8 protein-coding genes and 1 pseudogene are annotated in these 13220 nt (G+C 66.0%); 6 read left to right on the forward strand and 3 right to left on the reverse strand.

All coding sequences use genetic code 11. The annotated features are described in order from the left end of the window. Positions 1-128 precede the first annotated feature (128 nt). The 3 genes from DBR12_RS03560 (at position 129) to DBR12_RS03570 (ending at position 2839) form a co-directional block, all read left to right on the forward strand. Positions 129-446: a BON domain-containing protein gene (locus tag DBR12_RS03560; RefSeq protein WP_108615989.1), complete on the forward strand. Its 318-nt coding sequence runs from the start codon at positions 129-131 to the stop codon at positions 444-446. Positions 447-622: 176 nt separating this feature from the next. Then, complete coding sequence (locus DBR12_RS03565; RefSeq protein WP_108615990.1) at positions 623-1777, forward strand: putative zinc-binding metallopeptidase; 1155 nt, start codon at positions 623-625, stop codon at positions 1775-1777. Between the two features lie 102 nt (positions 1778-1879). Further along, a complete protein-coding gene (locus DBR12_RS03570) occupies positions 1880-2839 on the forward strand; it encodes an alpha-E domain-containing protein (protein WP_108615991.1) in 960 nt (319 codons plus the stop codon). Here the strand turns inward: DBR12_RS03570 and DBR12_RS03575 are convergent. The 3 genes from DBR12_RS03575 to DBR12_RS03585 form a co-directional block, all read right to left on the reverse strand. After that, positions 2805-3779 (reverse strand): transglutaminase family protein, encoded by a 975-nt coding sequence (locus DBR12_RS03575; protein WP_108615992.1) that lies wholly within the window; start codon positions 3777-3779, stop codon positions 2805-2807. The two genes, DBR12_RS03570 and DBR12_RS03575, sit on opposite strands and share 35 nt — an antisense overlap. A 2-nt stretch (positions 3780-3781) precedes the next feature. Next, positions 3782-6439: a circularly permuted type 2 ATP-grasp protein gene (locus DBR12_RS03580; RefSeq protein WP_108615993.1), complete on the reverse strand. Its 2658-nt coding sequence runs from the start codon at positions 6437-6439 to the stop codon at positions 3782-3784. A gap of 164 nt (positions 6440-6603) precedes the next feature. Then, positions 6604-10101 (reverse strand): DUF2126 domain-containing protein, encoded by a 3498-nt coding sequence (locus DBR12_RS03585; RefSeq protein WP_108615994.1) that lies wholly within the window; start codon positions 10099-10101, stop codon positions 6604-6606. Between the two features lie 160 nt (positions 10102-10261). Here DBR12_RS03585 and DBR12_RS03590 point away from each other — a divergent pair, with 160 nt between their 5' ends. The 3 genes and pseudogenes from DBR12_RS03590 to DBR12_RS22515 all read left to right on the forward strand — a co-directional run. Continuing rightward, complete coding sequence (locus DBR12_RS03590) at positions 10262-10984, forward strand: alpha/beta fold hydrolase (protein WP_108615995.1); 723 nt, start codon at positions 10262-10264, stop codon at positions 10982-10984. Between the two features lie 658 nt (positions 10985-11642). After that, positions 11643-12662 (forward strand): annotated as a pseudogene (locus DBR12_RS23515) (RCC1 domain-containing protein); the annotation flags it as partial. 54 nt (positions 12663-12716) lie between these two features. Beyond that, a partial coding sequence (locus DBR12_RS22515) for a fibronectin type III domain-containing protein (protein ID WP_233244282.1) occupies positions 12717-13220 on the forward strand: 504 nt, incomplete at its 3' end.

Here is a 13220-nt window from a genome sequence, read left to right on the forward strand (position 1 = left end):
CGCGGTCTCCATCGGACGAAGACCCGGCCTATCTCCACAGTCCACCGGTGACGGAGGGTGCTACAGACCGGTAGACTGCACATGTTCCTGCACCCGCGTTCCCAACCATTCTTGAACAAGGAAAAACCATGAAATACGCACGTGCCCTCGCTTTCGCCGCTGTTGCCGGCATCACCATCGTCACGGCCACGGGCTGCTCGGTGGCCCGTGAGCAACAGACCGTGGGCTCCTATGTGGATGACGCGGGCATCACCACCGCCATCAAAGCCAAGATGGCCGAAGACAAGACTGTGTCGGCCACCTCCATCAGTGTGGAAACACTGAACGGCACGGTGCAACTCTCGGGTTTTGCGAAGTCACAGGCAGAAAAGAACCAGGCCGAGAACATTGCACGCACCACCAAACATGTGCGTGAAGTGCGCAACAGCATTGTTGTGCGACCCTGAGCACCCGTTTGATGTAGCCCCCGGGCGGGCGATGGCCCCACCGTGTATTGGCACTCTTCTCAGAGCAGGCACCAGGCATGTCCTGGTGCCTGCTCTTTCTTTTTCTTTTGCACGGGTCCTGCGATGGGCGCATGGGGCGTCTTGCGCATTGCCGTACCCCCGATAAGCTCCACACCATGCGGGTATTCAATTGCGACCATTGCGGCCATCTGGTCTTTTTCGACAGCGTGCAGTGCCTGCATTGCGGCAACGCGCTGGCCTTTTTGCCCGATGCCCTGGTCATGGCGGCGGTTGTGCCTGCGCCGCAGCAGGGCCCTGGGCTGTGGCAAAGAGTGGGGCCGGGTGGGGACGGCACGCTCTACCGCATGTGTCGCAACCACACCGACTACCAAGCCTGCAACTTTGCGGTGCGCGCTGACGATACACAGGCGCTGTGTCCCTCATGCCGTCAGACCCGTTTGATGCCCGATGTGGCAGAGCCTGCCCACATGGGCCGGTGGATGCAGATCGAGAGCGCCAAGCGGCGGTTGTTCTACAGCCTGGCGCGTCTGGGCCTGGAGCCCGTGCCTGGGCGCAGTGGCCCCGTGTTCGACCTGCTGGCGGAGGAGCCAGGAGGCCCCCCGGTGCTCACGGGCCATCACAACGGCACCATCACACTCAATGTGGCCGAGGCGGACGATGACGAGCGCGCGCGCCGACGCATTGCGCTGGGCGAGCCCTACCGCACACTCATTGGCCATCTGCGCCACGAGTCGGGCCACTTCTACTGGGACCAGCTGGTGCGCGACGGCGGGTGGCTGGACGACTTTCGCCAGCGGTTTGGCGATGAGCGCCAGGACTATGCCGCCGCGCTGGAGGCGCACTACGCCATGGGCAACGATGGCGGCGACTGGGCCCAAAACCACGTCAGCGCCTATGCCGCCGCTCACCCCTGGGAGGACTGGGCCGAGACCTGGGCCCATTACCTGCACATGATCGACTTGCTGGAGACATCGGCCAGCTATGCCACCGAGGTCACCGTGCCTGGCATCTACGGCGCGCAGCACAGCCGATCCGTCGATCCCTTTGGCGCCCCGGCGCCCGACTTTGACACCATGCTGCGGCACCTCGTGCCCCTCACTTTGCTGCTCAACAGCCTCACGCGCAGCCTGGGGCAACTGGATGCCTACCCTTTTGCACTGGCCGAACAGGCGCTTTCCAAGCTTCGCTTTGTGCATGATGTGGTGCGTGCTGCAGGCCAGCGCCAGGCCGCTGCAGCGGCGCCGGCCACCGAGCGGAAGACTTCCGCAACTGCTGGTTCTATTGCTATAAAAAATATAGCATTTAAATGAATGCAGACAGGCGGGAACGCCTTTTTTTCTTCGTTTTTTTGGGTGAGGCCTGGAACTTGCTTGGTGCGAGCAGCGCCACACAGACACCAGGAAGGACACCCCATGCTGAGCCGAACTGCCGATCACTTGTTCTGGATGGCACGCTACACAGAGCGGGCGGAGAATACGGCCCGCATGCTCGACGTCAACTACCAGAGCGCACTGCTACCCCAATCTGCCGAAGTGGTCCTGCTGGGCTGGCAGGGTCTGCTGTCCATCAGCGAGCTGCTGCCCGCCTACACCGCCCAGCACGGCGAGGTGACCCCGGCCAAGGTGCTCGACTTCATGGTCAAGGACCCTTCCAACCCTTCGTCCATCGTGGCCTGCCTGCAGGCTGCACGTGAGAACGCTCGGGCCGTGCGCGGCGCGCTCAACACCGAGGCCTGGGAGATCCAGAACCAGACCTGGCTGGAGGTGAACCGGCTGATCGCCAGCGGCGCGCTGGAGCAGGACCCGGCGCGATTCTTTGAATGGGTCAAGTTCCGCTCACACCTCTCGCGGGGGGTGACGGTGGGCACCATGCTGCAAGACGAGGCGCTGCACTTCATGCGCCTGGGCACGTTTCTCGAGCGGGCCGACAACACGGCCCGGCTGCTGGACGTGAAGTTCCATGCTGTGCCGGGCGACTTCATGGGGGTAACCGCCGCTCAGGATCAAGACTATGACTTCTACCACTGGAGCGCCATCTTGCTCAGCGTGTCGGGCTTCGAGACCTACCGCAAGGTGTACCGCGACGTCATCACCCCCGAGCGCGTGGCCGAGCTGCTGATCCTGCGGGCAGACATGCCCCGTTCACTGCATGCCTGCATGAAAGAGGTGCTGGGCAACCTCGACATGCTGGGCAGTGCCCAGTCGGCCGAGACGCAGCGGCACGCGGGGCGGCTGCTCGCGCACTTGAAGTTCGCGCGCATCGATGAAATCCTGACCCATGGCCTGCATGCCTACCTCACCCAGTTCCTGGAGCGGGTGAACGACCTGGGCGCGCGGATCAGCCGGGACTTTCTGGTGCCGTCGGTAGCGTGAGGGAGATTGCGGGGGCGGGTTCTTCCGCTGCCAAGGCGCTGGGGGGCGCAGGTTCCACCGTCACGCCGACCTGCAGCACATGGTGGTCGCCGCCGTGGATCACGCCGCGCAGCGGCGAGACATCCGAAAAATCGCGGCCAATGGCCAAGGTCACATAGTCTTCGCCCGCCGCGCGGTCGTTGGTGGGGTCCAGGTCATACCAGGCGTCGTCGTCTGGTATGCCATTGCTTTCATCGGCTGCCGGTGACCACACCGACACCCAGGCGTGCGAGGCATCGGCTCCCACCAGTCGGGGCTGGCCTGGAGGGGGCTCGGTCAGCAGGTAGCCGCTCACATAACGCGCCGCCAGGCCCAGGCTGCGCAGGCAGCCGATCAAGACGTGGGCGAAGTCCTGGCACACGCCCCGGCGCAGCCGCAGCGATTCAAGCGCGGGCGTGCCTGCGTCGGTGGCGTTGGCGGTGTAGGCAAAGTCGGCGTGGATGCGCGTCATCAGGTGGCTGGCTGCCTCCATCATCGGTCGGCCAGGCGCAAAGCTCGCTCGCGCGTAGGCCACAAAGTCGGCATGCCGAGGAATGTAGGGCGAGGCAAAGCTGAACTCGGTAGCTGCGTGGTAGGGCTGCCCCCGCCGGTAGCCCAGGCGCTCGCGCACGGCCTCCCACGGCTCGCCGGGCGGCGCGGCGGGCGCGGGCAGGGTCTCCAGCAGACTTTCGGCGCGTACCCGCAGTTGCTCATGCGTGAACGGCAGGCTGAAGAACGCGCGGGTGTTCCCAAAAACGTCCTCCACCGCGCTGCACTGTATTGGGGTGGGTTCCACCTGAAGGCTGTGTTTGAGCACCTTCTGCACCATGCTGGTGCGAGGTCGCAGATGCGCCATGTGCTGGGCGTTTTGCACCGATGGGCTGTAGTGGTACACCGTTTCGTGGATGACGCGCAATCGCATGCTCAGGCTCCGATGCTGTAGCGCAAGGCGTCTACGGAATGGGTGAAATAGCGCGTGGCCAGCACATCCGACAAGCCCATCACACCCCGCACACACCGGCCCAGATACTGCTCCAGCGCTGCATGGCGGCCCTCGGCGTCCTGGGCGCACAGGGCCACCAGCGACAGGTCGGAGGCTTCGGGGATGCCGGTGGCAGCGGACTCTCCGGGCATGCCTGCAGCCGCTTCGATCTTGGCAATGCGCCCGCGCAGCGTCTGCGCCACCCAGGCCAGGGACCGGGGGTTGTCGCGGTCGATCACCAGCAGATCCAACAGGGCGGGCATATCGCGCCGCTGCTGGTACTGCGCGTGGAAGGTGATGGTGCTGTCAAACAGCGCCACCATCGCCTCAAATCCACCTTCCTCCAGCACGGCGCCGGTCTGCAAGCCGCTTTCCAGCGCGGTGGCGAGAAAGCCCAGGCGTTCCAGATGGCGGCCAATGGACAGCAGGCGCCAGCCGTCGTCGCGGGTCATGCGGTCGGTCTGCTGGCCTGTCATGGCAGCGGTGTGGCCGCTCAGGGCTTCGAGTTGGCGCAGGGCGTCCAGCGGCGAATAGTCGCCATCGTCCTCAGGGCCGGTGCGGGGGGCAAAAAACTCTGCCTCGGCGCGCACGATGAGGTTCCAGTGCTCCTGCGACAGGCGGTCCCGCACGGCCGAGGCTGCCCCCAATATGCCGCGCAGGTTGTAGCCTACGCTCGTCACTTGCGCAGGCTGGGTGAGCCCGGCGATCAGCGAGCGCTCAAACACGCGCCGTGCTTGCCCGGCCGCAGGCACGGTGGATAGCACCAGCCCCTGGCTCACGCCCATGGCGCTCAGCCAGGCCAGCAGCGGCTGCGAGGTCTGATCTTCGCCGTTCAGGCATTGCAGGGTGATGCGCGCCAGGCGCGTGACGTTCTCGGTGCGCTCGGTGTAGCGGCCCAGCCAGAACAGGTTCTCGGCCGCGCGGCTGGTCACCTGGCGGCTGCGGTGCACCACGGCGGGCGCGGCCTGGTTGTGGGCCAGCAGCGTGGTGGTGTCCACCGGGCCATCAATCATCACCCATACATCGGCGCTGCTGCCGCCGCGTTGCATCGATGTGATGCCGCTGTCGCCCTGGGCCAGCCGCGCCAGCCCGCCCGGCAACACGCGCCACGAGCCCGGGCCGTCACACACGGCAAACACCCTCAGCATCACCGAGCGGGGTGCGATGGCGCTGCCTCTCTGGCTGGCACCTTCAGTGCCTTCGGTACGCCAGGTGGGCATTTGCGACAGCGGCAGGTGGGCCTGCACGGTGTATTCGTCACCCTGGGCCTCGATGCGGGCAGACCATTGCGCCAGGTCTTGCGGCGACAGCCCGCCGCCCAGCACGGGCACGCGCTGGGCCATGGGCCAGGTGGGGCGGATCACGCTGTGCGCCAGCTGCGGCAGCACCGCCTGCATGGCCGAGCGCTCGCCACACCACCAGGTGGGCAGCGACGGCAGGGCCAGCTCTTCGCCCAGAAGGTGGCGCGACAGCGCGGGCATGAAGCCCAGCAGCGCCGATGATTCGAGGAACGCCGAGCCCGGCGCATTGGCCACCAGCACGTTGCCCGCGCGGATGGCCTGCAGCAGGCCGGGCACGCCCAGGCGCGAGTCGCTGCGCAGCTCCAGCGGGTCCAGAAACTCGTCGTCCAGGCGCTTGAGGATGCCGTGCACCGGCTGCAGCCCGTGCAGCGTCTTGAGGTACAGGCGCGCGTCGCGCACCGTGAGGTCATTGCCTTCGACCAGCGTGAGGCCGAGGTAGCGCGCCAGGTAGGCGTGCTCAAAATAGGTCTCGTTGTACGGGCCGGGGGTGAGCAGCACAATGCGCGCATCTGCCCCCGCCGGACTCATCTGCCGCAGCCCGTCGAGCAGTGCGCGGTAGGTGGCGGCCAGGCGCTGCACGTGCATCTGGCTGAAAGCCTCGGGGAACAGGCGCGAGATGAGCAGCCGGTTCTCCAGCAGGTAACCCAGGCCCGACGGCGCCTGCGTGCGCTGGGTGACCACCCACCAGTTGCCTTGCGCATCGCGCGCCATGTCGAAGGCCGCGATGGGCAGGTGCGTGCCGCCCACGGGCTGCACGCCGTGCATGGCGCGCAGGTAGCCCGGGTGGCCCTGCACCAGCGCGCTGGGCAGCAGGCCCTTGTGCAGCAGCTCCTGCGGGCCGTACACATCGGCCATCACGCGGTTGAGCAGGCGCGCGCGCTGCAGCACGCCACGCTCGATGTGCGCCCAGTCGTTCTGCGAGAGGATCAGCGGAAACAGGTCTACCGACCAGGGGCGCTGCGGGCCATCGGTATCCGCGTAGACGTTGTAGGTGATGCCGTTGTCGCGCACCTGGCGCTGAAGGCTGGCCATGCGCCGGTCCAGATCCTGGATGCCTTCGGGGCCCAAATGCTCAAAAAAAATGGACCATGCGCTCGATAGGTCTGGGTTGTTTGCTATTGAAAAAGGAGCATTTGAGGTGCTTGCCAGGTGGCCGGTGGGGGGCGTGGGCGCGCTGATATCGGCGCCCCGCAGCTCATCAAAATGCCCCGCCGCAGCGGCGGGTGCCAGCGCGGCAGCGAGGTGGGCCGCGCTTTCAGGAAGTTCAGAGGGCAAGAGGCTGTCGTTGGTATGTGTCACTGCGCTCGATTCTCGGGCATTTGGTCGCGAGGACTCTGCGGGTAACCCGCCCCCTTCGAAACCGGCACGGCCCAGGCCAGGGACGCAAGCCAAGGGTCGCCCCGCAGGGAGGGCGTCGTCCCCCACGGGGGGAAGGCGCCGCAGGCGACTCAGGGGGAGTCAAGTCATGGCCGCATCTTGCGCCGCAGATCCAGCGTGAACGGAAATTCCCGGCTGCCCGGCAATTCAATGGTCGCGGGCGGCACCGCCAGTCGGCCCGGCGTGTGGCCCATGCGCGAGAACCGCGCCAGGCGGCGGCTTTCGGCCTCATACGCGTTGACCGGGAAGGTGTCGTAGTTGCGCCCGCCGGGGTGCGCCACGTGGTACTGGCAGCCGCCCAGCGAGCGGTTCATCCAGGTGTCCACGATGTCGAACGTGAGCGGTGCATGCGCGCCAATGGTGGGGTGCAGGGCTGAGGGCGGGTTCCATGCCTTGTAGCGCACACCGGCCACAAACTCACCGGTCGTGCCCGTGCTTTGCAGCGGCAGCGGCTGGCCGTTGACGGTGACCACATGGCGGCTTTCGTTCATGCCTGTCACGCGCACCTCGATGCGCTCGAGCGACGAGTCCACGTAGCGCACGGTGCCACCGGCGGAGCCTTCTTCGCCCATCACATGCCAGGGCTCCAGCGCGTTGCGCAGGGTCAGCTCCACGCCCATTGACTTGACGGTGCCGACCATGGGGAAGCGGAACTCGAACTGCGGCGCAAACCAGGCGGGGTCGAACGCATAGCCTGCCGCGTTCATCTCGGCCACCACGTCATGCATGTCCTGCTGGATGAAGGTGGGCAGCATCCAGCGGTCGTGCAGCTCAGTGCCCCAGCGGGCGGCGGGGGCGCGGTAGGGCGCCTTCCAGAAGCGAGCGATCAAGGCGCGCAGCAGCAGCTGCTGCACCACGCTCATGTGGGCATGGGGCGGCATCTCAAAGGCGCGCAGCTCCAAAAGGCCCAGGCGACCGGTGCTGCTGTCGGGCGAGAACATCTTGTCGATGGAAAACTCGCTGCGGTGCGTGTTGCCCGTCACATCCACCAGGATGTTGCGCAGCGTGCGGTCCACCAGCCAGGGCGGCATGTCCTGGCCGTAGACCGCGCGGTTGGCCTCGATCTCGCGCAGGGCGATCTCCAGCTCGTACAGCTGGTCGTTGCGTGCCTCGTCCACGCGCGGCGACTGGCTGGTGGGGCCGATGAACAGGCCGCTGAACAGGTAGCTCAGGCTCGGGTGGTTGTGCCAGTACAGCAGCAGGCTGGCCAGCAGCTCGGGCTTGCGCAAGAAGGGCGAGTCAGCCGGTGTGGCACCGCCCATCACAAAGTGGTTGCCGCCGCCGGTGCCGGTGTGGCGGCCATCGGTCATGAACTTCTCGGCCGACAGGCGCGTCTCCCACGCGGCCTGGTACAGAAACTCGGTGTGCTGCACCAGCTCCTTCCAGTGGCTGGCGGGGTGGATGTTCACCTCGATCACGCCAGGGTCGGGCGTGACGGCCAGCACCTTCAGGCGTGCGTCGCGTGGCGGCGGGTAGCCTTCCAGCACGATCTTCATGCCCAGCTCTTCGGCCGTGGCCTCGATGGCGGCCAGCAGGTCCAGGTAGTCGTCCAGGCGCGCCAGCGGGGGCATGAACACGTACAGAACGCCGTACTTCTCGCCCACCTTTTCGGCCTTGGGGCCACTGGCGCGGCGCGGGTCGCGCACCTCCACGCACAGCGCGGTGCGTGACAGGCCTGCGGCGGACTGGAACTTGCCCGGCGGCTGCGTGCCCACATGCGGGTCGGGTTGCCCGGCCCGGCGCGCGTGATCGCCACCCGCAGTGCCTTGTGCCATGCGGCGCGCCTCGCCCGGTGCGGTGGCGCCCGCCAGGTAGGGCAGGTCGCGGTCGCCGGTGACGGGGCCCGCAGGCACGGAATACCGCGCCCGCAGCGTGGTCGCAGCGGGCAGCGGGCCCTGGGGCGCAGTCGGGTCGTGCGGGATCAGGTGCTCGGTGTCCGACGCCGTCACCCAGGGCAGGGCGTCCAGCGGCAGGCGGTAGCCCATGGGCGAATCGCCGGGGATGAGCAGCATGCGGTCGTCGCGGAAGAACCACGGCCCGGTGCTCCACACGCTGCCCGCCAACGTGCCGGTGCCCACACCCGCCTGCAGCGGCAGCACATAGCCCACCACGCTGTCGAGCTTCTGCTCGAACACGCGACGCAGCCGTGCGCGCTCCAGCTCGTCGTCCAGGCGCGCGTCGAACGGGTCTACGTTGATGGGCAGGCGCCGCTCGCGCCACAGGTAGTAGAAGGTGTCCTCATACCCAGGCTGGACGTAGCGGTCGGTGATGCCCAGCTTGCGCGTGAGGTGGCGCACAAAACGCTCGGCGTCGGCGCTGGTGTAGTGGCATGGGTCGCGCTCGTCGGCAAACAGCGCGGGGTTCTGCCACGCGGGCTGGCCGTCGGCGCGCCAGCAGATCGACAGCGCCCAGCGCGGCAACTGCTCGCCCGGGTACCACTTGCCCTGGCCAAAGTGCAGAAAGCCACCCTGGCCATATTCGGCGCGCAGCTTGTGCGTGAGTTCGGTGGCAAAGCCGCGTTTGGTGGGGCCCAGCGCATCGGTGTTCCACTCGGGCGCGTCGCGGTCGCCCACGGCCACAAAGGTGGGCTCTCCGCCCATGGTCAGGCGCACGTCGCCCGCCACCAGGTCGGCGTCCACCTTCTCACCCAGCGCCAGCACGGCCTGCCACTGGTCTTCGGTGTAGGGCTTGGTCACGCGGGGCGATTCGAAGATGCGCGTCACGCGCATCTCGTGGCTGAAGTCCACCTCGGCCTTGTCCACGCCGCCTTCAATCGGCGCGGCCCCCGAGGGCTGGGGCGTGCAGGCCAGCGGGATGTGGCCCTCGCCCGCCATCAGGCCGCTGGTGGCATCCAGGCCAATCCAGCCCGCGCCGGGCAGGTAGACCTCGCACCAGGCGTGCAGGTCGGTGAAGTCGTGGTCGGTGCCGCTGGGGCCGTCCAGCGCCTTCACGTCGGGCGTGAGCTGGATCAGGTAGCCCGACACGAAACGCGCCGCCAGCCCCAGGTGGCGCAGCAGCTGCACCAGCAGCCAGCCCGAGTCGCGGCACGAGCCACTGGCCTTTTGCAGCGTCTCCTCCGGTGTCTGCACGCCGGGCTCCAGGCGGATCAGGTAGCGGATGTCCTGTGAGACCTGCTGGTTGAGCTTGACCAGAAAGTCGATGGTGCGTTGCTTGCTGCGGTCGATCTTGTCGAGGTAGGCCTGCACCAGCGGCGTCACGGGCTCGGTGGCCAGGTAGGGCGCCAGCTCCTGCTGCACATCGCTGCTGTACTTGAAGGGGATGTGCTCGGCCTCAGGCTCCAGGAAGAAGTCGAAGGGGTTGTACACCGCCATCTCCACCACCAGGTCCACGGTGACCTTGAACTCGCGCGTCTTTTCAGGGAAGACGAGCCGCGCCTGGTAGTTGGCAAACGGGTCTTGCTGCCAGTTGATGAAGTGCTGCGCGGGCTCGACCTTGAGCGAGTACGAAATCACATTGCTGCGGCAATGGGGCGCAGGTCGCAATCGGATGGTCTGCGGCCCGAGGCCTACCAGCCGGTCGTATTGGTAATGCGTGACGTGGTGGAGCGCGGCGTGGATGGGCATATGCAGGCCATGCTAGCAAGTCCCGAGCCATCGCGGCAACAATTGCAACCTCGCTGACAGCGGGTCATCGGCTGTTCACAATGTGCGCTGCGTGTTCGGCCTGTGCAGGCTGGCGCCAGTTTCAGACCATGCACCATCTTGGTGACAACTCCTTTTGCCTATGTCCCATTCTCCCCAACTTCTGCTCCTGCCCGGCCTTGCTGCCGATGACCGCATGTGGCGCGGTGTGTTGCCGCTGCTGCCCGCCGCACTGCGCCCCGAGGTCGCCACAGCCCACCAGGACGTGAACCTGCACACCATCGAAGACTTCGCCGCCCGCCTGCTGGCACAGCACACGGGGCCGCTGGTGCTGGCCGGTGCGTCCATGGGCGGGATGGTCGCCATGGAGGCCGCGCGCCAGGCGCAGGAGCGTGTGGCCGGGCTCGCGCTGCTGGGTACCACGGCGCGGCCCGAGACGCCGGACATGCGGGCGCTGCGTGAAGGCGCCATTGAATTGTTCGAGCAGGGTCGGGTGCGCGAGGTCATCGAGCCCAATGTGGCACTGGCTTTCCACCCCGCCAACGCTGCCGATCCTGCGCTGGTGCAGGCCTATCTGGATTTTGTGCTGGACGCTGGTCCCGGCCACTTGGTGCGCCAGAACCGCGCCGTCATCCACCGGCCCGATGCACGGACGCACCTGCCTGCGGTGGCTTGCCCCGTGCTGGTGGTGTGTGGCGCGGCCGACCAGCTCACGCCGCCCGAGTGTTCCGCGGAGATCGCGGCCCTGGTGCCCGGCGCCGAGCACCACCTGCTGCCGGACAGCGGCCACATGCTGACCATGGAGCAGCCCGAGGAGGTGGCGCGCCTGCTGGTGCAGTGGTTGGCCCGCAACGGGTGGATGTGATGCGGGTTTTGTGAGGTTTTTTGGCCGTTCCCGCCTGATGGGTAAGTATTTATTGCTATAAAAATAATAGCAATCAAAACTCCAGATTGTCAATCAACCGCGTGCTGCCCAGCTGCGACTTGCCGAGCGCGACCGGGATACCCATGCTGTTGCGCGCGATGCGGGTGCATGCCCCGGTTGCAGTGGTTTCGGCCCGTAAGGGAGGGTTTGAGCCCATGGTGGGGGCCAAGTGGTTGAACTCCCCCATTCGTTCACGCTGAGCTTTTCGAAGCGCTGCTCTGGCTTGCCCGCTCTCTGCGCTTGGCTCCATCCCAACGATTCTTCGCCAGGCTAGGCCGGGGCATGGGTGCGTGGATGTGCTTTTTTTGTTTACAGCTTGGATTTCTCTGGCTACATTGCGGCCCCTTTTGCAACCAAGCTGATGCCGCGAAACGCTCTTGGGATCCTCTGCACGAATCGAGCGGTAAGTGTGCGCTGCGAATCGGGAGGGGCTGCAAGGCGCAAAACGCAGCAATAGCCGTAGCTATTGCGAGTATTTGCAACGCCGCAGACCGCCCGAGACCGCAGATGCACACGGCGCGATGATTTGTGCAGAGGATCCCTTGCCCAACCCATAGCCATGGGTGCCTCCCATCACACCCCACTAACAAGGACTTTTATGTTTCCGCGGACCCGGTCGCTCCATGCTTGGCCCATTTTCAGTTTTACCTGTTGCGTGGGCGGCCCACGCCGCTCTTGGCGCCACCTGCTGGCGCTGGCTTTGCTGCTGTGCCTCGCATGGGTGTGGTCGGGTAGCGCCCATGCCCAGGTGCAACAGGGCCCTGCTGGCCTGGCCAGCGGTTTGAAGTCAGTGACCGTGGGGTTGGGGCATGCTTGTGCGCTGACCAATAGCGGGGCTTTGTACTGCTGGGGCAGTAACAGCAGCGGGCAATTGGGCGATGGCACGACCACCCAGCGCACCACGCCAGTGGCTGTATCAGGCTTGCCCGGCGGTGTGATTGAGGTGGCTGCAGGTGCTTATCACACCTGTGCCAGAACCAATAACAGTGTGTATTGTTGGGGCGAAAACACCTACGGCCAACTGGGCGACGACTCGAACATCCAGCGCAATACGCCAGTGGCTGTTCCTGGGCTGAATGAACCTGTGTATGCCCTGGCAGCGGGCATTCAACACACCTGCGCAATGGCCAACGGGGAAACGTTTTGCTGGGGTCGCAATGGCGACGGTCAACTGGGGGATCGCTTTACGGACGACCGTGACACGCCACGGGCGGTGTATCGACTGCCGTTTGGCGCGCTCAACCTGGCAGCCGGATGGGGCCACAGTTGCGCGGCGATCACCCCCTCCAGCAACACGCAAATTTATTGCTGGGGAAAAAACGACCGAGGACAGCTGGGCGACGGAACAACCACCCAGCGCCTGGAGTTCGTGCAGGTGTCCACACAGACGGGTGATGCGCGGTCCCTGGCAGCGGGGGACTTGCACACTTGTGTAGTGAATGGCGCCGGTACCATGTCTTGCTGGGGTTACAACAGTGACGGCCAGCTTGGCGACGGAACAACCACCCAGCGCAACACGCCAACCGTGGTAGCCAGCGGAATGAAAGCTGCTGCTGTGGGCCTCGGTCACACCTGCGCGTTGACCAGCGCTGGGGCTGTGTTTTGCACAGGCCGAAACAATGCCGGCCAGTTGGGTGATGGCAGCGGCGTAAATCGCTCTGCGCTTGTGGCCGTGCCAGACCTGAGTGATGTGCAGAGCCTGGACGCAGGCGGCTTTGGAACCTGCGCGGTTACGGCTTCAGGCGGGGGGTACTGTTGGGGCAGCAACGGCAGTGGACAGCTGGGAGATGGCACCACCACGACAAGCCTGTCGCCCGTATCGGTCATCGCCGCCATGGCGCCCACAGGCGTGCAAGCCGTGGCAGGAGACGGCGCGGTAACCGTGAGCTGGGCGCCACCCCCATCAAACCACGGCACCATCAGCAGTTACACCGTTACGGCCAGAGCAGGCCCGACGGTAGGCTCGTGCACCATCACCGCCCCGAGTACCGCCTGCAAGATCAATGGCCTGACCAACGGCACAGTCCACACCTTCACTGTCAAGGCTACCAATGACTTGGGTAGCAGCGACGAATCGTCAGGCGTCACAGCAACGCCCCAGGTGATCACGCAACCCGCACTGCCGCTGCCCGGAGGCGGCAACGCCTCAGTGACCATTGGCGGCGGCACGCCAGGC

The sequence above is a fragment of the Acidovorax sp. HMWF029 genome, from assembly GCF_003060895.1.
In the GTDB taxonomy this organism is placed as follows: Bacteria; Pseudomonadota; Gammaproteobacteria; order Burkholderiales; family Burkholderiaceae_C; genus Acidovorax.

Excerpts from the sequence above, each read along its gene's own strand:
- DBR12_RS03560 (WP_108615989.1), top strand. The coding sequence starts at position 129 with ATGAAATACGCACGTGCCCTCGCTTTCGCCGCTGTTGCCGGCATCACC.
- DBR12_RS03565 (WP_108615990.1), top strand. The coding sequence starts at position 623 with ATGCGGGTATTCAATTGCGACCATTGCGGCCATCTGGTCTTTTTCGAC.
- DBR12_RS03570 (WP_108615991.1), top strand. The coding sequence starts at position 1,880 with ATGCTGAGCCGAACTGCCGATCACTTGTTCTGGATGGCACGCTACACA.
- DBR12_RS03575 (WP_108615992.1), bottom strand. The coding sequence starts at position 3,779 with ATGCGATTGCGCGTCATCCACGAAACGGTGTACCACTACAGCCCATCG.
- DBR12_RS03585 (WP_108615994.1), bottom strand. The coding sequence starts at position 10,101 with ATGCCCATCCACGCCGCGCTCCACCACGTCACGCATTACCAATACGAC.
- DBR12_RS03590 (WP_108615995.1), top strand. The coding sequence starts at position 10,262 with ATGTCCCATTCTCCCCAACTTCTGCTCCTGCCCGGCCTTGCTGCCGAT.